26 protein-coding genes are annotated in these 25317 nt (G+C 56.5%); 15 read left to right on the top strand and 11 right to left on the bottom strand.

The window, feature by feature from the left end; genetic code table 11:
• The first annotated feature begins 5 nt into the window (after window positions 1-5).
• Genes CLM58_RS04110 through denD form a run of 4 tightly spaced genes read left to right on the top strand, consistent with a single transcriptional unit; the run spans window position 6 to window position 3332 of the window.
• Window positions 6-1157, top strand: a complete 1152-nt coding sequence (locus CLM58_RS04110; RefSeq protein WP_095594609.1) for a fumarylacetoacetate hydrolase family protein — start codon at window positions 6-8, stop codon at window positions 1155-1157.
• The gene (locus tag CLM58_RS04105; protein WP_095594608.1) at window positions 1157-1456 is read left to right on the top strand and encodes an SMP-30/gluconolactonase/LRE family protein; all 300 of its coding nucleotides are present in this window, start codon (window positions 1157-1159) and stop codon (window positions 1454-1456) included. The genes CLM58_RS04110 and CLM58_RS04105 overlap by 1 nt, the downstream gene beginning before the upstream one ends.
• A gap of 29 nt (window positions 1457-1485) precedes the next feature.
• On the top strand, window positions 1486-2370 hold the full coding sequence (locus CLM58_RS04100) for a sugar kinase (RefSeq protein WP_095594607.1): 885 nt from the start codon (window positions 1486-1488) through the stop codon (window positions 2368-2370).
• Window positions 2367-3332, top strand: a complete 966-nt coding sequence (gene denD / locus CLM58_RS04095) for a D-erythronate dehydrogenase (protein WP_095594606.1) — start codon at window positions 2367-2369, stop codon at window positions 3330-3332. Before CLM58_RS04100 ends, denD begins: the two co-directional genes overlap by 4 nt.
• Window positions 3333-3383: 51 nt before the next feature.
• On the opposite strand, the gene CLM58_RS04090 is transcribed toward denD, so the two are convergent.
• From CLM58_RS04090 to CLM58_RS04070, 5 genes are all read right to left on the bottom strand, one after another.
• Window positions 3384-4157, bottom strand: a complete 774-nt coding sequence (locus tag CLM58_RS04090; RefSeq protein ID WP_095594605.1) for an HpcH/HpaI aldolase family protein — start codon at window positions 4155-4157, stop codon at window positions 3384-3386.
• Between the two features lie 10 nt (window positions 4158-4167).
• Window positions 4168-5106 carry a 2-hydroxyacid dehydrogenase gene (locus CLM58_RS04085; RefSeq protein WP_095594604.1) on the bottom strand — a complete coding sequence of 313 codons (939 nt, stop codon included), beginning with the start codon at window positions 5104-5106 and terminating at the stop codon, window positions 4168-4170.
• Between the two features lie 92 nt (window positions 5107-5198).
• Entirely contained in the window at window positions 5199-6038 is an 840-nt protein-coding gene (locus tag CLM58_RS04080) for a phosphogluconate dehydrogenase C-terminal domain-containing protein (RefSeq protein WP_095594829.1), read from the bottom strand.
• A 16-nt stretch (window positions 6039-6054) separates the two neighbouring features.
• A complete protein-coding gene (locus CLM58_RS04075; RefSeq protein WP_095594603.1) occupies window positions 6055-7413 on the bottom strand; it encodes a four-carbon acid sugar kinase family protein in 1359 nt (452 codons plus the stop codon).
• A complete protein-coding gene (locus tag CLM58_RS04070) occupies window positions 7410-8657 on the bottom strand; it encodes a ribulose-bisphosphate carboxylase large subunit family protein (protein WP_095594602.1) in 1248 nt (415 codons plus the stop codon). The genes CLM58_RS04075 and CLM58_RS04070 overlap by 4 nt, the downstream gene beginning before the upstream one ends.
• A gap of 194 nt (window positions 8658-8851) precedes the next feature.
• On the opposite strand from CLM58_RS04070, the gene CLM58_RS04065 reads away from it, so the two are divergent.
• From CLM58_RS04065 to CLM58_RS04055, 3 genes are all read left to right on the top strand, one after another.
• A complete protein-coding gene (locus CLM58_RS04065; protein ID WP_229666195.1) occupies window positions 8852-10021 on the top strand; it encodes a pyridoxal phosphate-dependent aminotransferase in 1170 nt (389 codons plus the stop codon).
• A gap of 14 nt (window positions 10022-10035) precedes the next feature.
• Window positions 10036-11994, top strand: coding sequence for a transketolase (gene tkt / locus CLM58_RS04060; protein WP_095594601.1), 1959 nt, complete (start codon window positions 10036-10038; stop codon window positions 11992-11994).
• Window positions 11995-12353: 359 nt separating this feature from the next.
• Entirely contained in the window at window positions 12354-12755 is a 402-nt protein-coding gene (locus CLM58_RS04055) for a VanZ family protein (RefSeq protein ID WP_095594600.1), read from the top strand.
• Between the two features lie 317 nt (window positions 12756-13072).
• Here the strand turns inward: CLM58_RS04055 and CLM58_RS04050 are convergent, their stop codons facing one another.
• The 4 genes from CLM58_RS04050 to CLM58_RS04035 all read right to left on the bottom strand — a co-directional run bounded on the left by CLM58_RS04050 (window position 13073) and on the right by CLM58_RS04035 (window position 15628).
• Window positions 13073-13996 carry a tyrosine-type recombinase/integrase gene (locus tag CLM58_RS04050; RefSeq protein WP_229666194.1) on the bottom strand — a complete coding sequence of 308 codons (924 nt, stop codon included), beginning with the start codon at window positions 13994-13996 and terminating at the stop codon, window positions 13073-13075.
• A 99-nt stretch (window positions 13997-14095) separates the two neighbouring features.
• On the bottom strand, window positions 14096-14521 hold the full coding sequence (locus tag CLM58_RS04045; RefSeq protein ID WP_095594599.1) for a MerR family transcriptional regulator: 426 nt from the start codon (window positions 14519-14521) through the stop codon (window positions 14096-14098).
• Window positions 14521-14733, bottom strand: a complete 213-nt coding sequence (locus CLM58_RS04040; RefSeq protein WP_095594598.1) for a helix-turn-helix domain-containing protein — start codon at window positions 14731-14733, stop codon at window positions 14521-14523. The genes CLM58_RS04045 and CLM58_RS04040 overlap by 1 nt, the downstream gene beginning before the upstream one ends.
• 154 nt (window positions 14734-14887) lie before the next feature.
• On the bottom strand, window positions 14888-15628 hold the full coding sequence (locus CLM58_RS04035) for a hypothetical protein (RefSeq protein ID WP_143226519.1): 741 nt from the start codon (window positions 15626-15628) through the stop codon (window positions 14888-14890).
• A gap of 343 nt (window positions 15629-15971) precedes the next feature.
• Here CLM58_RS04035 and CLM58_RS04030 point away from each other — a divergent pair, with 343 nt between their 5' ends.
• Complete coding sequence (locus tag CLM58_RS04030; protein WP_095594596.1) at window positions 15972-16316, top strand: cupin domain-containing protein; 345 nt, start codon at window positions 15972-15974, stop codon at window positions 16314-16316.
• A gap of 185 nt (window positions 16317-16501) precedes the next feature.
• Here CLM58_RS04030 and CLM58_RS17105 read toward each other — a convergent pair whose 3' ends face one another.
• Together CLM58_RS17105 and CLM58_RS04025 are read right to left on the bottom strand one after the other, a co-directional pair.
• On the bottom strand, window positions 16502-16645 hold the full coding sequence (locus CLM58_RS17105; protein ID WP_158221850.1) for a hypothetical protein: 144 nt from the start codon (window positions 16643-16645) through the stop codon (window positions 16502-16504).
• Between the two features lie 22 nt (window positions 16646-16667).
• Window positions 16668-17567: a LysR family transcriptional regulator gene (locus CLM58_RS04025; protein WP_229666193.1), complete on the bottom strand. Its 900-nt coding sequence runs from the start codon at window positions 17565-17567 to the stop codon at window positions 16668-16670.
• A gap of 109 nt (window positions 17568-17676) precedes the next feature.
• Here CLM58_RS04025 and CLM58_RS04020 point away from each other — a divergent pair, with 109 nt between their 5' ends.
• The 7 genes from CLM58_RS04020 (at window position 17677) to CLM58_RS03990 (ending at window position 25285) form a co-directional block, all read left to right on the top strand.
• The gene (locus tag CLM58_RS04020) at window positions 17677-18726 is read left to right on the top strand and encodes an ABC transporter ATP-binding protein (protein ID WP_095594594.1); all 1050 of its coding nucleotides are present in this window, start codon (window positions 17677-17679) and stop codon (window positions 18724-18726) included.
• A 78-nt stretch (window positions 18727-18804) separates the two neighbouring features.
• Window positions 18805-20052: an ABC transporter substrate-binding protein gene (locus CLM58_RS04015; protein WP_095594593.1), complete on the top strand. Its 1248-nt coding sequence runs from the start codon at window positions 18805-18807 to the stop codon at window positions 20050-20052.
• Between the two features lie 79 nt (window positions 20053-20131).
• Window positions 20132-21163 carry a carbohydrate ABC transporter permease gene (locus CLM58_RS04010; protein WP_095594592.1) on the top strand — a complete coding sequence of 344 codons (1032 nt, stop codon included), beginning with the start codon at window positions 20132-20134 and terminating at the stop codon, window positions 21161-21163.
• A gap of 10 nt (window positions 21164-21173) precedes the next feature.
• Entirely contained in the window at window positions 21174-22055 is an 882-nt protein-coding gene (locus CLM58_RS04005) for a carbohydrate ABC transporter permease (protein ID WP_095594591.1), read from the top strand.
• A gap of 22 nt (window positions 22056-22077) precedes the next feature.
• Window positions 22078-23130 (top strand): ester cyclase, encoded by a 1053-nt coding sequence (locus CLM58_RS04000; RefSeq protein ID WP_095594827.1) that lies wholly within the window; start codon window positions 22078-22080, stop codon window positions 23128-23130.
• Window positions 23131-23132: 2 nt separating this feature from the next.
• A complete protein-coding gene (locus CLM58_RS03995; protein WP_095594826.1) occupies window positions 23133-24125 on the top strand; it encodes a nuclear transport factor 2 family protein in 993 nt (330 codons plus the stop codon).
• A gap of 260 nt (window positions 24126-24385) precedes the next feature.
• A complete protein-coding gene (locus CLM58_RS03990) occupies window positions 24386-25285 on the top strand; it encodes a tetratricopeptide repeat protein (protein ID WP_095594590.1) in 900 nt (299 codons plus the stop codon).
• The last annotated feature ends 32 nt before the right edge of the window (window positions 25286-25317 follow it).

The following is a 25317-nucleotide window of genomic DNA, read 5'->3' as shown; positions in this document are numbered from 1 at the left end:
AAGCCATGCTTCCCCACAGCAATCCCTTTTCCCAAGCCTGCTTCGTCGGGCGTGTCTGGCGCCCTGGCATTGGCCCAGCTCTGATCCGCCTAGACGGTGACACCGTTATCGACATCACCAGCCGCGATCTGCCCACAATGCAAGCGCTGCTGGAAACAGCCGATCCTGCGGCCACGGCAAAGGCCGCGACAGGCGTGCCGATCTGCGACCTCAGCGAGTTGTTGCAGGCCAGCACCGCCGATGCCGGCTCGGATGCGCTGCGCATTCTGGCCCCACCGGATCTGCAGGCCGTCAAAGCCAGTGGGGTCACCTTTGCAGAATCCATGGTCGAACGCGTGATCGAGGAACAGGCGGCGGGCGACCCAGATCGGGCCGAGGCAATCCGGCAACGGGTAAAACGCGTGATCGGTGACAGCTTGGCAGGCATCGTGCCCGGGTCCGAACAAGCCATGAAGGTCAAGTCGGTGCTTCAAGAGGAAGAACTTTGGTCCCAGTATCTTGAGGTCGGGATTGGACCCGATGCCGAGGTCTTTACCAAATGCCAACCCATGGCCGCCGTAGGCTGGGGCGCCGCGGTCGGGCTGCACCCAATGTCGAACTGGAACAACCCCGAACCTGAAATCGTATTGGCCATCAATTCACGCGGAGAGATCGTCGGGGCCACATTGGGCAATGACGTAAACTTACGTGATGTCGAAGGTCGCTCGGCACTTCTACTGGGTAAAGCCAAGGACAATAACGCGTCCTGTGCCATTGGCCCCTTCCTGCGTTTGTTCAACGATGGGTTCTCGTTGGATGACGTGCGCAAAGCCGAACTGTCCATGGAGGTGACCGGCCAGGACGGCTTCCAGATGGACGGGCATTCTTCGATGACCAAGATCAGCCGCGATCCCGCTTCGATCGTGGAACAGACCATCGGCCGCCATCACCAGTATCCTGACGGGTTCTTCCTGTTTCTGGGCACCATGTTCGCGCCGGTCAAGGACCGCGATGCCCAAGGTCAGGGCTTCACCCATCACGCGGAAGATGTCGTGAAAATTACCGAAAGCACTCTGGGCCAACTGGAAAACACCGTGCGCCTGTCGACGGATTGTCCCGAATGGACCTTCGGCACCGCCGCGCTGATGCGCAACCTTTCACAAAGGGGGCTGCTCTGATGGTAGACGTTTTTGACGACACGCAGTGTTCGCTTGGAGAAGGCCCGCTTTGGCATCCCGAGCGCAAACAGTTCTTCTGGTTCGATATCAATGCGCACCGGCTGTACTCCCGGACCGACGCGGGACGACAGGTCTGGCAGTTCGACGCGCCCGTCTCGGCGGCAGGATGGGTTGATCGTGACCGGCTTCTGATTGCCAGCGACACAGAGTTGTTCCTGTTCAATGTCGAAGATGGCGGGCGCACCTACACCTTGCGCGTCGACGCTACGGGCCAAGAAGAACACCGGGTGATCCTGTGAGCGGGTCCTTCCTTGCCATAGGAGAGTGCATGGTCGAGATGGCTGATGCCGGTGATGGCCTCTACCGTCGCGGCTTTGCCGGGGACACGTTCAATACCGCATGGTACGCCCGCCGCCTGCTACCCCGCGATTGGCGCGTCGGATATGCCAGCGCCATCGGCAAAGACGCGGTCTCTGTGGAAATGAAGGCGTTCTTCGAAGAACAAGGGATCGAAACAGCGGCCCTACGAGAGGTCGAGGACCGCACGGTCGGGCTTTATATGATCAGCCTCGACAACGGAGAGCGCAGTTTCTCTTATTGGCGCAGCCAGTCAGCGGCCAAAACACTGGCCGACGACCCGGCGTGGCTGACCGATACTCTATCGGGGCAAGACATTCTTTATTTTTCAGGTATCACCCTTGCGATCCTGACGCCCGCGGCGCGCCGGCGACTTTGCGACGCGATCATGTCCGCGCGGGCTGGTGGGGCGATGGTCGCCTTTGACACAAACCTGCGCCCCCGCTTGTGGGAAGACAAGGCAACAATGCAGGACGGAATGTTGTTGGGGGCCTCTGTGGCTGATGTAGTTTTGCCGTCATTCGACGAAGAAACGCAGCTCTTTGGGGACACCACCCCCGGCGACACCATCAAGCGCTACCGCAATTGCGGCGCCCGGGTCGTAGCCGTCAAAAACGGCAATGCAGACCTGACGCTTTGGGATGCCGACGGGACGCGCACCCTACAGACAACACAGGTCACGGATGTGATCGACACCACGGCAGCAGGCGACAGTTTCGGCGCCGGCTTCATGGCTGGTCTCGCAACCGGTCAAAGCTGCGATCAAGCGGCACATAGTGCCATGTCACTTGCCGCGCAGGTCATTCAGTCACGGGGCGCGCTTGTGCCCAGCTTATTCGAGGAAGGAACAGCATGAACATTCTCATCATAGGTGGCGGCGGGGTCGTCGGCCAAAAACTTGGTCGCGCACTTGCCGCGCGCGGTACCCTGCGTGGTCAGGACATTTCCAAGATAACACTTGCCGATGTGGTGGATCCGGCACCGATTACTGGAAACGTAGCGATCGAAACCACCACCTGCGACATCACCGATCCCGCTTCTGTCGCGCGATGTGTCACTGCGGATGTGGACGTGATCTACCTGTTGGCCGCCATCGTGTCGGCCCATGCCGAAGAAGATTTCGACGCCGGTATGTCGATCAACCTGATCGGCACGCTCAATGTCTTGAACCGCGCCCGCGAACTTGGGACGAAACCCGTCGTGGTGTTTTCGTCCTCTATCGCTGTCTATGGCGGCGAAGTGCCGGACCCGATCATCGACCATACCTTCCTGAACCCGCAAACCTCTTACGGTACGCAAAAGGCGATGGGCGAGATGCTGATCAACGACTTTTCGCGCAAAGGGTACATCGATGGGCGCGGCTTCCGCCTGCCTACGATCTCGGTTCGCCCCGGCAAACCCAACCGCGCGGCGTCGTCCTTCATGTCTTCGATCCTACGAGAGCCCCTGAACGGACAAGAGGCGATATGCCCGGTGGACGAAGATTTCCCGCATTACTACCTGAGCCCCCGAAAATGCGTCGAAAATCTGGTCAAAGGCGCCGAACTTGAAGAGGCAGATCTTGGCCAGAACCGTTGCATGATGATGCCCGGTCGCATGTGGACGATCCGCCAACTGATCGACGCAATGACCGCCGTTGCCGGGCCGGAACCGGCCAAGCTGATCCGGTGGGAGGCAGAGCCCGATATTCAAGCCATCGTGAAAGGGTGGCGCTTTGACCTGCGCCCGGAAAAGGCCCTGAAGCTTGGCCTTACCGCCGACGAAAGCTTCGAGGACAATATCCGCTACTATCTTGAGGACGACCAGCCTAGCGCCTAAAGCGCCAGGCAATTCTCTTTTCATACCAAAAGGCCCGCCGTATTCGGCGGGTCAATCCAGCCACTTGCGGCAGGTTTCAAGCCTCTCCAAGGCGGCCCGCCGCAACAGGATCATATCGATATCGATCCCCATCATCAGCCCGCCTGCAGCGACGACCTTATCCAGCATTTCCTGATCGCCTGACAGGAACCCGGCAGGTTTGCCCGCCGCCGTGATCCGCTGGATCGCCTCAACGATCGCTGCCTGAACCTCGGGGTGCTTGACGTCGCCGGGATGACCAAGGCTTGCTGCCAGATCGGCGGGACCAATGAACATCGCATCAATTCCGTCGACTGCCGCGATCTCTTCGATACGTGACATCGCATCGGCGGTTTCGATCTGGACGATCAAACAGATATTGTCTCGTGCCGTTTTGACGTAATCAGTCACGGCCCCGAACCGGCTGGCGCGCGTGGAACCGGCAACGCCCCTGATCCCCTTGGGCGGATACTCGACCGACGCCGCAGCCAATTGCGCCTCTTCGACCGTCTGCACATAAGGGATCACGATGTTGCGTGCACCGGCATCCAGCAGTTGCTTGATCTCTGCCGGGTCAAGATGCGTTGCGCGGACGATCGCCTCGGTATCGTAGGGCTCAATCGCCTGAAGCATCGAGAGCACGCGATCGATATGATTGGGCGTGTGTTCGCAATCGAGATTGATCCAATCGTAGCCGCAACCAGCCAACATCTCTGTCAGGGCCGGATCACGTGTCATGCTCCACAGACCAAGCTGCAACTGTCCTGACTGGATGGCCTCTTTAAAACGGTTCTTTCGCAGTTGCATCCCTAGCTCCTCAATTGACCGGCGTTAGCAGTGGCTGATCTTGCAAGAAGGCCAGCACGTTGTTGCGTTGCAGAGCCGCCATCTCGGCGCGCGTCTCATGCGTCCCTGACCCTTGGTGAGGTTGGATCACGACATTATCCAAGGCATAGAACCGCGGGTCGATGTTCGGTTCGTTCAGGAACACGTCCAGCCCCGCCCCTGCGATCTTGCCGGCCTCCAAAGCGTCCAGCAATGCGGCCTCGTCCACGGTCGTTCCACGGGAAATATTCACGACGATGCCGCGCGGGCCCAGCGCTTCGATGACTTTGTTCGACACGAACTTTTCGGTGTCTTTGCCCCCGACAAGAGCGACCACCAGATAATCGACCGCCTCGGCCAACGACACCGGATCGGAATGATACGTCCAGCCCGGCGTGTCCTTTTCCGAGCGGGCGAAATAGTGGATGTCCATCTTGAACGCGGCCAGCCTGTCGGCAATCTCGCGCCCGATACGGCCAAGGCCGACGATCCCGGCCTTGCCGCCAGACACTTTGCGATTCAAGGGATACTCGCCCTTGGCCTGCCATTCGCCCGACCGGGCCCATGCGCTGGCATGTTCCATCTCTCGTCCGGTCATCAACAGCAGCGCCACGGCAAGGTCAGCCACGTCATCGTTCAAAACGTCGGGAGTGTTGGTGACCTTGATCCCGCGGGCCGAGGCCGCCGTCACGTCAATCGCGTCATAGCCGACACCGTAATTTGCGATCAGTGCAAGGTTCGGCAACAAATCCATCTCGTCCGCGCCAAAGGCTGAGTGACCCTTGAACGCCACTGCGCGAATACCGGCCCGCGTTGCATCGTCCAGCCCGGCGACATCCCCCGGCCCTGAAACCACAACAGGATCTAACGCCTCGATCATCGCGTCGCGATCGGTTTCACTGTATGGCCCAATCATCAATGTGGCTGTCATCCACTTCTCTCCCCGTTTCTTCCCTATGACGTCTGGTGACGGTCGCTTTTCGTATCACGCAAAGTCAACTCGAAACGCACCGACGGTTTCTCTTAGCCCGCACAAATCTCTTCGACAGAGCGTTTCACCGCCTCTAGCGAGAACACTTGGTCCAGCCAATCTTCCTTGAAGATGACGGATTTCGCCTTATCGATGGCCATCAGGGCACCATCCGAGAATTTACCTTCCGGGAAAATGCCAAAGGCGATCGCCAACTCGATCTTGAGGTGGCCAAGCACAAAGTCATGGGCCGCCGCCTCGGGCACACCCATTGCCACGGCCCGATCGGTCGCATCCCGAAGGGCAAGCGACAGTGTCGCCGCCACGGTTTCCGACAAGGCTGGTTCTAGCACAGCGATGTTCTCTAGTGTGCAGCGATGCGACCGCGCGACGGGGGCATAGATCACCTTCGCGATTTCCTCGCAAAGCACATAGTGCTCTTCCGGCCCTTGGATCAGAGCACAGACAATGCCCTGAGGGGCTGCGATCCCACCGAAATAGTCTTCCTGAGCCGCCACGCTTTCATGTGCCTCAAGAATATGCGGATGGCACGGATGGGTGCAAAAATAGGTCACATCCGCGCGGTCCGGCATTTCCCCGGCATAGGGCGCCGCTGCATCCAAAACGATGATCGCCGTTCCCGGGCGCACCTTGTCGATGAACGTATGTGCGATCTTCCCGATCAGGCGATCTGGCACCGCCATCAGGACGACGTCCGCCCCGGCCAAAGCCGTGTCTTGGTCAACCGTATCCAATCCGGTTTCGGCCTTCAGGCGCTTTTGACCTTCTTCGGATATTTCCACTGGTTGTACGTCAAACCGCGACGCTTTCAGGTTGGTGGCAAGGCGTACCCCCATTTTGCCACCTGCGCCCAGCAAAGCCACTTTTACCATATTCAAATCCTCCTCATCAGGCGGCACCGCCGCCACGTTTGATCCAGCCAAAGAAATCTGCGCTCCCCATCTGCCCGCCCTTCAGGGCGATCTGCAGCCCGTCAAGCGCCGGGTCATCAGAGTGAGCCGTCAACAAAGACGCCCCCGGTATCGTCGGCGCGAGGGCGGAAAAGGCGTATATGCCCAGTTTCTCGGTGGCGTAGCCGGAGGTGTCTCCTCCGGACACCACAGCCCGGCGCAAGCCAAATTCACGCACACAGGTTTCCAGTATCTGCCCCAGCGCGGCGCCGATCCTGCGGTTGACCAATGACGATGCAATTCCGCTTTCTGCGACGGCAGAGCGCAACCGCGCCACTGACGGGTCATCCGGCCCCCGCGCCGAGCAGACTACAACGTCCCGCCCCGCCGCGACCGCTGCGAAAACGGATTGCCGGAATGCGGCCAGCGTTTCTTTACCACTGTCCTCTGCCAGTACTGCGGTCGGGTCCAACACAAAAACGTCGAACCCATTACGCTCGGCCCAGTCGATCTGTTCCGCGGTCGTTGGCGACACGGACCCCGACACCACCAGCACCTGCTCCGCCTCGCCGACCCCGTCGGTCTGGTATCGGGTACTGATCATCCCGGCTTCGCGCCAATGCGCGATCAACGCATATTCCACGCCTTGCGAGCCCACAGCGAACCTCTGCTCCCCTTCCCAGATCAATGCGCCGTTCGCGGCCATGTCGGCGTCGGTCATCGCATCCAGCGTGATCACCTCGGCGCCTGACGCGCATTCCCTTTTCCAGGCTGCAAACGGATCTGCTGCCAGATCTTCGACACTGACCGTTCCGAACCGTTTCAAGGTCTGCTGACCGATATGCCGCGCCACGTCGGATTCCCGCATGGGCGTGACCGGATGTCGGGCCATTACCGGGTGGCGATCCAGCCGGTAAACCTGCTCACCGGCCGACGCAAAGAGATGCCCAAACGCCTGATAGCGCCGCATAACTGGTGCCGCCACAAGGCACGGCACAGGCGCATCCCCAAACATCCGCATGCCGATGTCCAGTGCGGCCCCGATAGAGCCAACTTCTGGCGCGCTATCCAGCGTCGAGCAGGTTTTGTAGTGAATGACCCGCGCGCCGGAGGTGTCCAGAAATGCCAGCGCCGGGGTCAGGTTGTCTTCCATCCAGCCCGGCGACTGGCTGCGGGCCGTACTGGCAATGCCAATCGCGCGCGCGTCAGGAAAGCGGGCCAGCATGTCGGGCGACGGTGCTTCTAGGAAAAGCACGGATGGCACCCCGGAAAAGGTCAACACCTCCATCACCGCCGCCGAGCCGGTGAAATCGTCGCCATACCAGCCGACAAGTATGCCCTGCGACAGGCTGCTCATGCGCCATATTTCTTTAATGCGCGCGCCAGCGCGGGGTGATCCTTGGCATAGGTCTCTGCGGGAGTTCCAGCGATGGCCGCATCCCACGCGTCGCGCAGACTTTGCACGCCCGCCGCCGGGCCATCGGGATGCGCCATGATCCCGCCCCCGGCCGCATAGATGCAATCCGCGTGTCCCAGACGGGCATAGGTTTCGGGCGGTTGTATGGCCGACTGACCAGAAGAAAACACCGGCATTGCAATACAAGGCTTGGTGGCAAACATCGGTTCCAGCAGCGATTTGGCCGATGCGATCACGCTGTCATCCGTCTCGCTGAACTTGTTCTGCAATCCGTTGACATGCATGTGGTCAGCCCCGGCTAACCGCCAGATCTTGGACCATGCGGCATAGTCCCAGCCCAGCATGGGGGCCCGGCTGAGGTATCCCCACCCGTTACGATGAGCGTGCACCGGCAAGGCGCTGTGTCGTGTCAGACCCAACATCCCGGCTACGCCAACCGAATTGAGACTGACCATCACGCAGGTGCCGCCTAGGTCCTGAACCAGATCGTGACGATGCCGCATCTGATCGACCTCTCCGGTCAGGTTGAAGGCATACATCACCTTTTTCCCGGTCCGGTCAGCATGTTCATTGATGACCCGCATCACTGCGCGGGCGCGCGCTTCAAAAGGGCATTGCGGCCCGTCCGCCTGCAATTCATCATCTTTGATGAAATCGATCCCGGCGTCGGCAAGTGTGCGGACCCGATCTGCCGTTTCCTCGGGGCCAAATCCGACCGACGGCTTGATGATCGTCCCGATCAGCGGCCCCTTGTCCACGCCAGCAAGCCGTCTTGTTCCGTCGATACCAAATTTCGGACCCGGGTAGGCCCCCGCGAAGTCATCGGGCAGGCGCAGATCGACAAGCCGCAGGCCCGAAAACTGCCTCAGCTCGAAAAGATTGCCGGCAACCGTGGCCATCAGATTGGGCAGGTCCGGCCCGATATTGCCCAGAGGCCATGACAATGTCACCCTTGCCCGGCTGTATCGCGCCCCGGTCATTCGCCCTGGCAGGCTTGGCGCCTCGACTTCGCCTTCTTCGGTCAGGCTGTCGACCCGCGCGGCAGAGCGTTCACGTAATTCAGGTGTTTCACCGGGCACGCTTACGAAGGTGCCAGAGCTTTGCTCGCCCGCCATCGCTTCGGCGGCCTGGCGTGGGTCGTCCGGCGTTTCGATCACATAATCCGCTTGGATGCGTTCCGACAACGCTCGCCTCCCCAGTTTCTATTTCCTTATGTCGGGCGCAGTATTTCGGCTGCTACCTGCTGCACTGAAACCGCTTGCCAGCAGTTAAAAACCGACTCAAATTCTCCACTGGGTATTTTGGTATACCAAATCTTGCAATTTTGGTATACCAAATTTCATCAAGACAATCTGCGCTCTGGGAGGGGCACAAGAAAATGACCGGAATGATCTTTGCCGACAGCCTGTCGCGGCTCGGGACCGAGTCTGCCTTCACAATTCTGGCGCGTGCGCAAAAACTGGCGAGTGAGGGGCGCGATATCATCAATCTCGGCATTGGGCAGCCCGATTTCCAGACGCCGGATCACATTGTCGAGGCAGGGATCAAGGCGCTGCGCGACGGCCACCATGGCTATACACCCGCCAATGGCCTGCCCGCCCTGCGCGAGGCCGTCACCGCCGACCTGCATCGCCGTCATGGGGTCGAGGTGAACCCGGACAACGTGGTCGTGGTGCCCGGTGGCAAACCGACGATGTTCTTCGCGGTGCTGATGTTTGGCCAACCGGGGACCGAGATCATGTATCCCAACCCGGGATTTCCAATCTACGAATCCGTGATCCGTTATTCCGGGGCCAAACCAGTTCCCATTGCCCTGAAGGAAGAGAACGATTTTGCCTTTTCGGCCGAAGAAGTTCTGGCCCAGATCACCCCGGCCACGAGACTGATCATCATCAATTCACCCGCCAACCCGACCGGAGGGGTCACCCCCCGCGAAGAGATCGACAAACTGGTCGCCGGTCTTGCCGATCACCCGCATGTGGCCCTGATGTCGGACGAAATCTACTCCAACATGCTGTATGGTGGGCGAGAGCATGTCTCGCTTTTGCAATACCCGGAAATCCGCGATCGGCTGATCATGCTAGATGGCTGGTCCAAGACCTATGCGATGACCGGTTGGCGGCTGGGGTATGCGGTCTGGCCGGACGCGGCCGTGGACCATGTGACCCGCCTGTGCATCAACGATCATTCCTGCGTGAATGCCGCCACGCAATACGCGGGCATCGCCGCGCTGAACGGACCTCAGCAACCCGTCTATGACATGGTGGCCGAGTTCGACAAACGCCGCGAGGTGATCGTGCGCGAGCTGAACGCCTTGCAAGGCGTAACCTGTACCGATGCGGCGGGGGCTTTCTATGCTTTCCCCAACATCACCGGTACCGGGATGACCTCGGCAGAGGCGCAAAACCTGTTCTTGGATGAGGCGGGCGTTGCCACGGTCGCGGGCACGTCTTTCGGCGAATGGGGGGAAGGTTACGTCCGATTCTCATACGCAAATTCGACCGAGAACATCCTCGAAGCCATCGCGCGAATTCGCAAACTGCTCTGACGTCGAGACATAACATGCCCGATATCCAGTCTATGGCCCATGCCATCCGGTTCCTCGCCCTCGATTCAATTCTGAATGCGCGCGAAGGCCATCAGGGTGTGCCGCTCGGCATGGCAGAGATTGCCAGCACACTCTATGCCAACCACCTTAAGGCCGACCCGGCCGATCCGCTTTGGCCCGACCGGGACCGAGTGGTTCTGTCCAACGGGCACGGATCGACGTTGCTTTATGCGCTGCTGCACCTTTCGGGCTACGAACATGTCACGCTGGAGGCCTTGAAATCCTTTCGCAAGCTGGGATCGGTCACCGCAGGCCACCCCGAAATAGAGCAACATGCCGGGATCGAGATCACAACCGGCCTGTTGGGGCAGGGCATTGCCTGTGCAGTAGGCATGGCAGTGGCCGAAGAACGTCTGGCCGCACAATTCGGCCGTGACCTTGTCGATCACCGGACATGGGCCTTTGTCGGAGACGGGTGCCTGCAGGAAGGGGTCGGGCAAGAAGCCATCTCGCTTGCCGGTCATTTGCAGCTTGGAAAGCTGACCTTCCTTTGGGATGACAATCACATCACCGACGATGGCGACACCATCCTGTCGATCAGCGAGGATGTCCCGGCCCGGTTCCGCGCTGCGGGCTGGCACGTGCAAGAGCTGGACGGACACGACATACCAGCCATCGACGCTGCCCTAAGCGCGGCGCGCGACGACCCCCGCCCCTCTCTTCTGGCCTGCCGGACGACCATCGCCCGAGGCATCCCCCGGCTGGAAGGACAGCGCGGCGGGCACAGCGCCCCCCTGACCGAGGCAGATTCCGCCGAGGCGCGCGCGGCGCTTAACTGGCCGCACGGGTCCTTCGAAATTCCCGATGCCGTATATCGGGACTGGCATGATTGCATGGCAAAGGGAAAGGGCGCGCGCAAACACTGGCAGGCACGATTGGACGCGCATCCCGACGCACAAGAGTTTCAGCGCTGGACCAGCGGCAGCCTGCCGGATGGCTGGGAGCAAACCGCAGCCGCGCAATCGCACGCTGGTGCTGTTGGCCCGGACGCCCTGCCAACCATCACGGCCTCTGGCGATGTCTGCGACCAGCTGGCCAAGGCCCTGCCCGAACTGTTCGTGCTGTGCGCTGATCTGGAAGCGCCGACCAATCACAAACGCTCTCGCACCGCATTCACGCGCCAAGACCGAAACGGCAGCTATATGCATTGTGGCGTGCGCGAACACCTGATGGGCGCGATGGTTGATGGGATTGCCGCCCATGGCGGGTTGCGCCCGATCAACGTCACCTACCTTGCCTTTGCCGATTACGAACGACCCGCAATGCGTATGGCGGCCCTGATGGGACTGCCCGGCCTCTTTGTCTTCAGCCACGATTCCATCGGTGTCGGGTCCAACGGCCCGACCCATCAGCCGGTCGAGATTCTGGCCAGCTTCCGCGCGATGCCAAACATGCGCGTCTTTCGCCCCGCCGACGCGGTCGAAACCGCCGAAGCGTGGCAGATCGCGATAGAAACCTCGGATGGCCCTTCAATGCTTGCCCTGTCTCGTCAACCGGCGGAACGGGTCCGTGATGGCGCCGACGAGAACCTGACCCGCAAGGGGGCCTATGTCCTGCACGAACCTAAGAATGGCCGAGACCTGACACTGCTTGCGACCGGAACCGAAGTCGGGCTGGCAACTCGCGCCAGCGCTCACCTCGCCGAAATCGGTCTCAAAGCGGCCGTGGTCTCGATGCCCTGCTGGGAACTTTTCGAGGCCCAAACCGAAGAATACCGCGCACAGGTACTGGGAACGGCACCCCGCATTGGGATCGAAGCAGCAATGTCTTTCGGCTGGGAACGATGGCTCAGGCCGGACGACCGGTTCATCGGGATGCAGGGCTTCGGCGCCTCTGCCACAGCGGATGTGCTTTATGCCCATTTCGGCATCACCGTTGAAAACGTCATCTCAATGGCACGTGAAATTGTTTAGGCACGTCTCAGCCGCCAAAGGCGCGGCTAAGATAGCGATCTGTGGCGGAGGAGGTGTCCGCAGAATTTTAATCCTAATAATTTGAAATTAAACGTTCTAAATATCAATAACCCTCTACCATACCACAATTTATACCACATGATCCTGTCGCTAACAGCAGCGATAATAAATCATTCATTTGCACTGGACTTTGAAATTTAGAATGGTTAGCGGAGCTCTACAAATGCTACAGATTTTCACCTGACCCATGGTAAGTCAGATTCGCAAGTTGATCTGCCTGCTCTAATCTTACTCAAAAAAACCAAAGAAAGCCCAAACAGTATACATAAATTGGAAAGACTTTGAAAAGTGCGGGCATCATGGCGCTGGTTGCTGTCAACATGATGGGCAGTAGGCTACGTCATTTAATTTTAAGCCAGAATAGGTTTGCGGCTTTAGCCGCAGGCTTAGCCATAGCGGTAGCGATTGGCTATCTGACACTTACACCGCCTCCTGCAGATAAAGAGGCCTTGGCCTGGGATAAGCTTTATCATTTTGTGGCCTTCTTCGCCTTGATGATCCCGTTTTCGCTTTGCACCAGGCGCTGCCTTCTTCTAGCAATTTTTGCAGCACTAGCCTTCGGTGGGGCAATTGAAATCCTCCAACCGCTTGTTGGCCGCGACTGTGATCTGGACGATTTTCTCGCAGATGCCTTCGGCGTTTCTACTGGTGCGGTGATGGCATACTGGCTCGGTATGCGCCAGCGAGCCCCAACCTCTTAATCAAGGTCCCGTTTTGCTTCACCGTGCAGCTTAAATACACACACAAAGTTAATTTCCGTGCATGACGTCCATACGTGAGACCAGCCAACTAAAACAGGTCGAAAGCAAACCCGGTTTGGGCCGTTGGGAGTGATTGCGTCCTCCGCATTCATAGCTCTGACGTGGACTGCAAAATCTCTTTCCTATTTAGGTATTGCACTGCTCGTGATGAATTAGAGCTCACCCCGCATACCCTTCAAAATCTCTGAACGCCGTTGGCTGCTGACGGGCAAGTATGAAGTCACCGACGTCATCATCCCCTCATGACCCAGGTTCATTTACCAAGCCTTGAGTTTCTCCATGTCACCTTTGCACACCTCGACACCAAGTCGCATCAATGTCGTTCTGAAACTATGTGGAGTGTATTCAGGCAGTTGAACTGCGGCAAAGGCATTTCGGATGATCTTGTTCAACGTTGTCGTGTTGGCATAAGGCTCTCGCGACAAACCAATAACAGTAAAGCCACCACCCTCAGCTATACCTGTCTCTGCCTTGGGAAACAGAGCATCAGCGGGCCCGAAGAGCTTCTCCTTACGCAGGAACTCAACCCAACGCGTAAAGCATTCTAGGTAAGCCGCATCGACAGGAAAGAAGGTGGTATCGATTGTCTTGGCAGCTTTGGTGTTGACCTCTTTGGCATCCTGAAAAACGCGACCATTAAAGAGATCAATGTGCTTTAGGCGCAAAGAAGCCACCGCACCAACCCGTGCCCCCGTTAGCATGAAGAAAGCGAACAGTGCCTTGTCGCGTTTCTCAAATTCAGTGTCGTCAGGCATCGCTTGGAAAGCGTGAAATGCAGCCTCCACTGATGGGCTTTCTTTTTCGTTGGCCGTATGCGCGATCCGGGCAGATTTCCGACTGTTCTTGAAATAGGCTGTATCGGAATAGCTGATCCGTGATTTGTAACCCGGCTGCCCCGCAAGCCAATGAAAGAAGTTACGTACGAGGGCCAATGTTGCATCAACCGTAGAATGGCTGAGCGACCTTCCTGAGTTACCGATTGATTTTGCCAGGTAGTCTTTGAAAGTTGCCGCTTGCTCAATGTGAAACCGCTTGAACGATTTAAAGTTCGTTGACTGCTCGAACTTCAAAATCGCGGCCAGCACCTTATCCGTGGATTTCTCATCAAGCCCTTTCGCCTGCTCCAAATAGAACACGTACTTCTGCTTGATCCGCTCGTTTTCCTCATTGAGTTTTCGCATAAAGACACTCCGAGTTAGATGTTTCTATTCAGGTAAAATTTGAGGCAGTTCGGCCACGTCAGCTGAAGTGAGGTTTCAAACTACGGCTGCGGGGTTCCGTTAGGCTTGAGAGTCAACCTTGGTTGCGATCTCGAAAACTTCCGAAAGCCCGACCAAATCAGCCTTTGATGAGAAGCGTTGAATTGGTCGCTCACAAGCCTCACAAAGACCAACTAGCCGACCCTTCGCATCGCCGTTAGGGACATAATCGAGCATTGCGCCAAGAGGGCGCCGAGGCATACGACAGCTCAGGCAGTACATCTGGTCCGAAGCCATCTTGATTGATTTCCGGATTGAACGTCTCGCGAGAAATTCAATCAGTGCTTCACCAAGAATGTAGTGGGGTTTGCGCTCGGACATCACCTGCAAGCCGACCTTGCGCCATGAACGAACAGTGGCGGGCGTCACCTTGAGTGATGCAGCCGCCGTTTCGTAGGTATAGAGCCGATCTTTCTTGATACGTTGTGACGAAATGCGCTTTGCCATTACTTGGTCACGCGTTTCGACGGTTCGAACTTGTTGGCTTCCGCCCAAGCGTTGAGGTCCTCGCCACGATAGATAATTTTGCGACCCAACTTGTAGAATGCTGGCCCGACCCCCTTGTGACGCCACTGTGCGAGTTTTTCACGGTCACCAATCAGATCAAGCTCTGTATCCCCAAGTACGTAGTTTCGGTTCTGCTCAAACAAGTTTGTCATTTTCCAATCCTTTTGTGTTGGACTGGATTACTTTGAGCAGGGTTTCACCGGCATGGGAACAAACCGTGAAATCCCATATGGCCGCTTTGAAAAGGCCTTAGATCACACACCTTTTAAATTCGTCGAAAGTTAGAAATCGATAGTGGAGTGCCTGTTAGGATTTCAGAGACATGTAGTTCAATAACCCTAGTGCATTTGCCGGTGGATTGATGTCTTCTTCAGTCAGCTGACTGATGGCCCACTTAGCTTGATTATGCACGCTGGCTGTAATCCCAAGCACTTCATAGATCTCTTCCAGCGCTCGCCCAAACTCTGTCGATGGATGGCCTCCATCCCGAGCGGCTCCATAAGTTGGTTTTTTGCGCTTATGCTTTGCATACAGTCGAGCGAGGCGTAGCGCGATGGTCCTCGCATAATGGTTTGGTGGTCGGTGGGCGACCGACCAAAACCTCTCCTCCTGATCAAGGAGTTCTTTGAGCCTGTCGTTATAAAGATAGACCGCTTGGGCCATCACCATCAAAGACACATGGGAGAAACCAGACTGCGCTACGTTGCTTAAAGCCAGATCAACCGACGTTTCAGCCCGCTGCCGCCCGACCACTCGAACAGCTCGCGTATTAATCGCAGCGCTCAGTCGTTCAAGCATCTGGTTCTTGGACATGTTGCCCTTTTCCAAGACTAATCGGGAAATAGCCGATTCCAAATTCTTGATCACGGCCTCGACGGCTTCTTTCTCTAAATTAAATTCTTCTTTGCTTTCGTGAAAGTTCTGCTTCGACACATCAAGCCGGCGTCCAGCTCCGCCTAAAAGTGTCGTGGGAACGGAGTCGTCCTGTGGTCCGATCAACTTGTCGACAATCGCATCGATCTCTTCGTCTACTGTCATTTCGCTCATAAAGGGGTACTTAGGGAGACCCTTTTGGCATTTCAACGAGCGCTCAAATCTGGTCTAGAGGAAGTCATTTTGAAAAAAGGGGGGCACCAGTGGGGGCTTTTGGTATTTACTTTTCGAAATGTCAGCAAAGCGAGTTGGTCGAATTTCGGATGATCGTGTCAAGGGCTAACGTATTCGGGAATGAGCTTTTGGAGACTTAACCAATAGTGTTCGTTTCCAGCCCACAGCAGCCATTCGTGCCCTCGCGGCGAATGATCGCTATGAGCCCATTGTTGAAGTTGACTGGCGGCTCGCTCAGAGGTTTTACTTAGGAAAGTGAAAAGATTGTAGAGAGCCTCAAGAGATGAATTTTCCTGATTTTATGAAGAATTTTCCACTTCTCGATATTCCATTTCCGAAGGAGGTCGTTGAAGCGCACGCTATCCGGTCCGACAACGGGTTAGTTGTGTTTTTTGACTTCCATCAAGACGTTGAATTGCCTGCGCATTCACACGAAGGGCAGTGGGGAACTTGCTTCGAAGGCGAGGTTGAACTGACCATTGATGGCAGAACCCATTCCTATGGACCCGGCGAAACTTGGAACATCCCTTCGGGCGTGGTTCACAGTGCAAGGATTAAAGCCGGTACCAAAGCGATGGATGTGTTCGAGGAACCTGACCGCTACCCGGTTCAAGATCAGAAACAGTGAGCCGCTTCCAGACGCTGCTTTCATCATCGAGTTTCCTAATCGTGTTCTCGCAAGGAAGTTCTGGAATTCGAATGACTTCCAAACGCTTGCAATGCTGCGTTGCTAAGGGTCTACGCTCAATGCGATCTTGGTAGACAAGGTGCCATAGCTGAACGGCGGCAAAGTCCCGCATTGCAGGCTTTCGTTCACATTGCGGCGAAGGCCCGGTTTGAGCCCAAACTGTCGGTTGAAGCAAGGCGCACCAATGTCCGCTTGCCGAAATCAATCAATGCACTTGGCTGTTTGTAAGTAAGTGTTGGAGTGAAAGCAAAGGCAAATTCGCGCGCCATCGAGCGGGCAAGCATTGAGAGACTAATCCGGGATCACGCTTCGTACCTTTTGCAACAGCCAGATGTGAAGTGGGTTATTGGCATCGCGGATGTGACGGACGGCATGCAAGTGGAACGTACCACCCTCAATCGGCAGAGGCTGGTGGACGATGTCAAATCGCCGCGCATTGTCTCTTGCAACTCGTTCAGGGAGGGTCACCACAAGGTCTGAACTTTCGACGATCGAAAGCGCAGCGAAAAGCGAAGGAACAATCGTCTGGATGTTTCTTTTGTAACCTTGAAGATGCAACGCATGATCCACCAGATCTCGGATTGGGCCATGTGGTGAAATGAGAAGGTGGTTCGCCGCCGCGATCTGCGCCAATGTCAGATCGCCCGATAGAAGCGGATGATCCCGTCGGCCAGCAAGTACATAGTGCTCTGGAAAAAGCTCTTGGGCGACAAACGTGTTTTCGCTTCCTGCCGGAAAGTCGAAATATCCGATCGATAGATCTATCCGGCCCTGCGCCAGTGCGTCCAACGCTTCGATATTGTGCAACGGAAAGGCATGGATGTTGATGTTCGGGCTGACTTTGCGCAGCTCGGCAACAAGCTTTGGAATGATCCCGGTAAGTTCATAGTCGAACGCGCCGATCTTCAAGTCAGTCGCGGCCGTACTTGGGTTGAACTCCTCAGCCCCCTCCAGAGTCTCCGAAATAAGCCGGACAATCCTGCGAACCTTGGGTTCCAGTTCGCACGCCAGAGCGGTTGGCTCCAGCCCGTGAGCGCGTCGCAAAAACAGGGCGTCCCCATAAAGATTACGCAATCGCTTCAAAGCATGACTGACCGCTGGTTGAGTCAGCCCCATTTCGCGCGCAACAGCCGTGGCCTTCCGATGGCGCATGGCACCGAGAAAAACCAGGAGGATGGTGGTGTCGACCAACCTGAGATCAATTTGATTTATATCTCTCATTGAACGAATTCATTATTCTAAAAATCATTGTTCGTCTAGTCTTCTTGCAATCGTATGCAAGGAGATTCCGGGAGGGAACATGGCGGAAATTCAGCTTCGCAATATCGGGAAGCGTTGGGGGTCTTTTGTGGGGGTCGATAACTTTGACCTGACAATTGCCGACAAGGAGTTTCTCGTGCTTCTTGGCCCGTCAGGTTGCGGCAAGACAACGACGATGCGGATGATTGCGGGACTGGAGGACGCAACAGAAGGCGATATTCTGGTTGATGGTCAGCGCGTCAACGACATGGAGCCGAAAGACCGCGACGTGGCGATGGTTTTCCAAAGCTACGCGCTTTACCCGAACCTGAATGTCTACGAAAACATTCGGTTCCCACTTAGGGTGCGCGGGGTTGATCCGTCGACCCACGATGAGAAAGTCCGCCGCGCCAGCGCGATGGTGGAACTTGATGACTTCCTGCACCGCAAACCAGCAGAGCTTTCCGGCGGCCAGCGTCAGCGCGTGGCCCTCGCCCGTGCCATTGTACGCCAGCCAAACGTTTTCCTGATGGATGAGCCGCTGTCGAACCTGGATGCAAAGCTTCGGGTCTCAACCCGTGCGCAGATCAAGAACCTAAGCCACGAACTGGCTGTTACGACGATCTATGTGACTCACGACCAGATCGAGGCGATGACCCTCGCCGACCGCGTTGTCATCATGAAACGGGGCGTGGTTCAGCAAGTTGGCACGCCTGTTGATATCTATGACCGGCCCGCCAACGCATTTGTGGCCAGCTTCATTGGCAATCCGGCGATGAACCTCGTCGAAGGCGAAATATCAGGTGGCACTTTCCGCGCCAAGCACGTCGAGATTAGTGGCCTGAACGTACCGGATGGCACAATCACTCTGGGCTTCCGTGCCGAGGATGCAAATGTTGCTGAAAGCGGTGGCCAGATCAATGCGCCTATCTACACGATGGAACTCTTAGGCGATGCAACCATGGTTTCGGTTCGCATCGGTGGGGCGCTTGTTTCGGTCAAGGCCGACAAGAATTATCGCGCAGAAATCGACGAAACGGTTTCAATATCAGTTGCACCCGAACAGTGCCACCTGTTCGACGCAACGACCGGAGCGCGTGTCGGAAGTTAACGTCGAGAAATTGCCGCGAAAGCGGAGCAAATCGGGTGCGGGCTTCGAAGTTGCACCCTCGAACACAGGGAGAGAAAAATGCTTCTCAAAAAACTAATCACAGCCGGAGCACTCACGAGTCTGATGTCCTCAGCAGCTTTTGCCGCGGATTGTGGACCATCCGGGCAGTCGATCCGCATTCTTGCCAGCGACTTCCCCGCAATTCATGCCGTCGCGGGAACCGCTGAAGAGAACTGCGCGGCCGCTGCAGCGGAGTTCTCGCGCAATCACACCACCGAAGCCCGTCAGATTATGAACGCAGCGCTGACACCTAACCCTGCAGAATACACCAGCGTTATTGTCGCAAACTCGACGTTGACGCAATTGATGAACGATGGGCTCGTGCGTCCTTTGAATGATCTTATTGAAAAGTACGGGCAAAACATTCCTGACAATCTGAAGATCAGCATTGACGGCAACGTTATGGCCATTGCGTTTATGGCAAACTCCCAGCATTTGTTCTCGCGAACGGACATTCTGTCTCAGGCCGGAATTGATAGCGTACCGGGCACCTATGACGAAGTGGTCGCCGCTGCAAAAGCAATCCGCGAAGCTGGCATCATGGAATACCCTATCGTGATGAACATGAAGACCGGATGGAATGTTGGCGAGTCGTTCAATCTGGCTTTTCTTGCTCATGGCGGTGAGTTCTTCAAGCCGGGCAGCGCGGAACCATCTGTGAACAGCGCTGCCGGCGTCGCGGCACTCGAGACTTTGAAATCGTTGGTTGAATATGCACATCCAGACCATTTGACCCAGGCATCAAACGAAACCCAGGGTCTGTGGGAAGCCGGTGAAGCGGCATTGGGCATCATGTGGGGCTCGCGCGGTTCGCCAATTCTGGACGATGAAGGATCGACCGAGGAAGTGACTTCCAACACCGTTCTGTCGGCTGCGCCCTCTGTGGAGCCGGGCGGCGTTCCCGGTGCAACGCTCTGGTGGGATGGTTTTACCATTTCGACCAACGTCTCGGATTCTGAAGCCGAAGCCACCTTTGCCGCATTGGCGAGTGCTCTGACGGCTGAGATGGTCGCCGCCAACAATGATGATGCTGTTTGGTTGCTAGATGGATTCAAACCGGGTCCAGCTGCGGCAGGTGTTTCCGCGACGGCACAGGGAGGCGCAGCACCTTATCCGATGCTTCCGCAGATCGGGCTGATGCACAACGCATTGGGTTCGGAACTCACGGACTTCCTGAAAGGTGATGAGAGCGCCGAGAAGGCCCTAGCAGACGTCGAAGCGGCCTACACGACTGCAGCTAAAGAAGCAGGTTTCTTAAGTAACTAATCTGAAGAAACCTGTGTGAGGGGGGCAATGCTTCGAAGGCTCCCCTCACATCAATCACCCCCAATCTGAGGGCCCCGTCATGAAGCATCGGACATTCTTCTGGTTCATTCTGCCAACGCTGTCAGCGATGATACTGTTTATCGCTCTGCCGATCGTGTCGGTCTTTTTACAGTCGCTTTTTGTGCAGCACGAACAAGTCCTTGTCGTTTCTGAAAGCTGCGGCCCCTTCGGGTGCAAAGAGTCCACGAAGGTCGATCTTGAAGCTACTGAGAAGCTTCGGGAGGAAGCCCCTATGGGGCAATACAATGGATTGGGTACCTATATTAACCGCTCGCACCTGGCATTTGCCGAGGTTGGCAATGCCTGGGGTTCCACCACGACATTTGGTGAGTTTTGGGACCAAGTGTTCGATCTTCCGTTCTATAACGCGCTAATATTCACACTCACCTACACCGCTATTGTCACGCCCTTGGTGCTCGTCCTTGGACTGGCCATCGCGATTGGCGTTAACGGCCTGCCCAAATTGATGAAAGGCCCGTCGATCTTTGTCTCGCTTCTGCCCTTTCTGGTGACCCCGCTGGTTGGCTCTCTCATCTTGTTCTGGATGGTAGACGGTGATGGCGTGATTGGCGCGACCATCCAGCTGATTTTCGACGATCCAAATCTCAGCCTCAAGGCATCGACTGCACTGACCTGGACGATGCTTATCGTTTACGGGGTGTGGCACACATTGCCGTTCAGCTTTATCACGTTCTATGCCGGTCTTCAGACAGTACCGTCAGACACTTTGGAAGCCGCGCAGATTGACGGGGCCAGCAAATGGCAACGGACAATATTCGTGGTCGTCCCGCATCTGATGCCGCTCGTGTCTTTCGTGACCTTGATGCTTCTGATGGACAATTTCCGGGTGTTTGAGCCGATTGTCAGCTTTTCTGCAGAGGCGCACGCGCGGTCTCTAAGCTGGATCATCTACAACGACCTTCGCGAAAGCGGAAACCCGCTTTACGGCTCGGCCGGAGCAACCTCGATGCTGACAATTATCGGGGTGGTCATCTTGTTGACGCCGGTTCTGATCCGCACCTGGCGCGACTTCAACCGCAAAGCGCATTGAGGGGACGATCATGGCAACTCAGTTAGAGACCCGAATGACCCCTGTTAAGGCGATATCTTTCGCGCTCGTTGGGCTGTGGCTTCTCATCGCAGCATTCCCGTTCCTTTGGACCTTTTGGGGAAGCTTCAAAGTTCAGGCCGACTTCTTCTCGAAAGCTGACTGGACGAACGCACTGTGGGGAACCAACACAACAGAAGAAACCGGCGGTGCGTTTACCGGGGCTGGTTATCACGGTGCCTGGATCACCGAAGAGTTCTGGCAGAACGTGATCAATTCCGGAATCGTCGTTTTCTTCACGGTAATTATCTCGCTGACATTTGGCACGCTGGGCGGATATGCTCTCGCACGATCAGGCTTTCGCTATGCCTTCTGGCTCTTGATGGCCGCGCTTGTCTTCCGCGCGATGCCCCACATCACACTTGTTTCGGGTTATCTGCTGCCGTTCTTCGAATGGAACATCTGGGGCCACTTGCCGACGACCATCATCGTTCTTGTCGCGATTAACCAACCCTTCACTTTGTGGATGCTACACTCGTTTTTCCTGAACATTCCCAAAGATATGGACGAAAGTGCCATGGTGGACGGCTGCACGCGGTTTCAGGCGTTTCGACATGTGATCGTGCCTGTAATGTGGCCAGGCGTGATCACCACCGGTCTGTTTAGTTTCCTTCTGGCCTACAACGACTTCGCCGTGACGGCGATGCTGCTGAGTGAAGAAAACGAAACCATCATTCCGGCAATCAACAGCTTCCTTGGAACAACCCAAGTCGAGGGCAAGGTGATGTATGCGGTGGCTGCCGTGGTTTCCGCGACCGCGCCATTGTTTGTCCTGATCTTGTTCTTCCAACGTCAGATTGTCAGCGGAATGACCGCAGGAGCAGTGAAAGGATAACCGGATGTCGGAAACACCTGTCATGAGTGACGTCCACACCGCGAACAAGTCAATTATTGCCAAGCTGCGAAGTGCAATGGTGGATTTTAGCGAAAGCGCAGTTCGCCCGGCGCTTCGCCAAGCCCTAGCAGCTGACGCGGTCGTTCACATGCCGCACCCCTTGGGTGATTTGGTTGGGCCGGATGATCTTTTCGACTCCTGCTACGCGCCGCTGTTTGATGCGATGCCGGATCTTGAGCGCCGGGACTGGATCGTTATGGCGGGCCGGACAGAACATGGGGACAACTGGGTCGGATGCGGCGGCCACTATGTTGGAACCTTTGTCGGGCCCTGGCTGGATATCCCGCCGACGGGGCATCTGACCCATATGCGGTTCCATGAGTTCTATCGGATCGAAGACGGTAAGGTTGTCGAGATTCAAACTCTATGGGACATCCCCGAAGTGATGATGCAGGCTAGGGCCTGGCCCATGGCGCCGTCATTGGGTCTCGAGTTCTGCATTCCCGGTCCGGCCACGAACGATGGTCTTGTGCCCGGCCCGTGGGATGAGACGCAGGCGAATGCGTCCTGCAACCACATCGTCACCATGCTGAACCACATGAAAAAGCATCCCAGCCAGGGCGGCCCCGAGGTCATGGAGATGCCGCGCTTCTGGAGCGACCGCGTGAACTGGTACGGCCCCGCAGGTATTGGAACAGCGCGCGGCATCACTGGCTTCCGCAACTGGCACCAGATTCCATTTCTGAACGGCATGCCGGATCGCGGGCAGTATGTTAACGAGATCACCTATCACTTCTTTGGCGATGGTGACTATGCAGCGGTGACCGGCTGGCCAAACATGATTCAGACCGTGACACACGACGGTTGGATGGGCATTGCACCTTCGGGTAAGCGCATCACCATGAAATCGCTGGATTTCTGGCGCATGGAGAACGGCAAGATACGCGAAAACTGGGTAATGGTCGATCTCCTCGACGCCTATCGGCAACTGGGCGTGGATGTCTTTGCCCGTCTGCGTGAGTTCAACAAAGTGCGCGTTCCCGGTCGATTGCCGTTTCCAATAGGTGATGCATGACGATGAAAGGGTTTGACCCAAAATTCGTCGATTTCCCCGACTATATCATCGGCATTACGAAAGAACTGTGGGAAGATCGCCAAATCGCAAAATTACACGACTACTATGCGCCCGGCATAGTAGTACGCTCTCCCGCCTCGGTTGTCGTCGGGAATAGGGATGTCATCGCGGCAACGATGGCGACGCTTGCCGAGTTCCCTGATCGCACATTGCTGGGTGAGGATGTGATCTGGTGCGGCAGGCCTGAAGACGGAATGCTGTCGTCGCACCGTTTGCTCTCTACTGCCACGCATTCACATCCGGGAGTGTACGGGGCACCCACCGGCACAAAGCTGCAATATCGAATTATTGCCGACTGCCATGCCATCAACAACCAGATCAACGACGAATGGCTGATCCGCGATCAGGGAGCAATCGTGCGGCAATTGGGTTTGAACCCGAAGGACTATGCGCAGGACCTGATCGCGCGCGAAGGCGGACCAGAGGCCTGCGTTCCGCCATATACACCTGCCAACGACGTTGCCGGTCCCTACCGTGGCACGGGCAACGAAAACCCCTGGGGCACGCGTCTGGCGACGATGCTCAAGCGGATCATGCATGCTGAATTCGAGGCGATCCGCGAAGAATATGACCGCGCCGCTCAACTGGAATACCCAGGCGGCGTTCGCGCCACCAGCTTTGACGGTGCAGATCAATTTTGGATGGGGCTCAGGGCCAGCTTTCCGAAGGCGGACTTCAGGATACACCACGTCATCGGCCGGGAAGACCCGGCGATGCCTCCCCGTGCTGCGGTTCGCTGGACCCTTCACGGGACACACCAGGGATATGGTACCTTCGGTGAACCTACCGGTGCCGAGGTGTTCGTGCTTGGTGCGACGCACGCCGAGTACGGAGAACTGACCAGCGGCATGCCGAAGCTTCGTCGCGAATGGACACTCTATGATGAAACAGCGATCTGGAAGCAAATCTTGCTGCAAACGACCGCTGCGCGATAATGAAGGGACCAGACGTCGAGAACGCTGAAGTGAATTCACACTTTGTCCCGCTGAACCGCCGTTCAATTACCCCCACGCCAAACGACTGTTTTCACACCGTTGACGCCCGTTTCCGGATGACCCGCCGCCGTTGTAGCGGGCAGTCTTTGCATCTCGGCACAGGCTTGCATTAGTTTAGGGCTGAGATGCTAGTTTGATTTACCGCGAGGCACAGCGCTCTCAAGAAGAGGAAACCTCACACAGTCTAGTAGGAGAACCCTATGAGGTGTCCGGAACTAATCCTAACCGTAGCGCTGGTTCTCGCGCCGCTGGATTGTTTGGCTCAGACTTTGGCCTCTGATTTTTATCGATTGAACAGAGAGGAGCTACTGCCCTTTGCTGAGCAAGGGATAGCTGAAGCACAATATCGCCTAGCAAGAGATTATCATGTCTCGGGCCAGGATGACCGGTTTGCACAAGCCGAAAAATGGTATCGGCTTGCCGCAGTTCAGGGGCACGCCGGAGCGCAGTATGATTTGGGCCTCATGTACAGACGCGGTCAAATACCGCCTTCGCCAGAAGGCAATTGGCTGGGACAGATTGTCCGAAATATTCTAGGAAAGCACTCCTCAAACGCGGACCACATCGCGGCTTTCAAGTGGTTCAACGTCGCCGCCGACCAGGGGCATGTCCATGCACAATATTTGCTCGGCCAAAGCTACGAAGCGGGCCTTGGCGTGGACCAAGACTATGATCAGGCGATCGAATGGTATCTGCGCGCCTCTGAAGGCGGAGAAGATGACCCTCAGTATAATTCGGCAGCCAACAATGCTCGGTCTGCCTTGGGCGCCATGTACGAAAGTGGTCGTGGCGTACCACAGGACTTTGAACAAGCCGCGAAATGGTATCAAAAGGGTTTCGGTAACCCGGACGCCATTTTCAATTTGGCATTGATGTACCGTGACGGCCGCGGTGTGCCACGGGACTTAGTTCTGGCATACGAGTTCATGTATCCCTTTTCGCAAGGCGCCAGTGTCACACTGATGGGCCCAAGCAAAAAGATCGTTTGGGAACTCGAACGTGAAATGACAATGGAGCAAATCAAAGAGGCGCTACAACGCGTTGAGGACTGCAAAGACACTAGGCTCTATGGACGGAGTCCTGACTGTGAATTTAGGTGAATGAACATTCGCTACTTCTGAAGGAAGCAGTA

Source organism: Actibacterium pelagium (genome assembly GCF_002285415.1).
In the GTDB taxonomy this organism is placed as follows: Bacteria; Pseudomonadota; Alphaproteobacteria; order Rhodobacterales; family Rhodobacteraceae; genus Actibacterium_B; species Actibacterium_B pelagium.
Note: the sequence above shows the minus strand (reverse complement) of the source record. Positions and strands in the feature narration are given on the sequence as shown.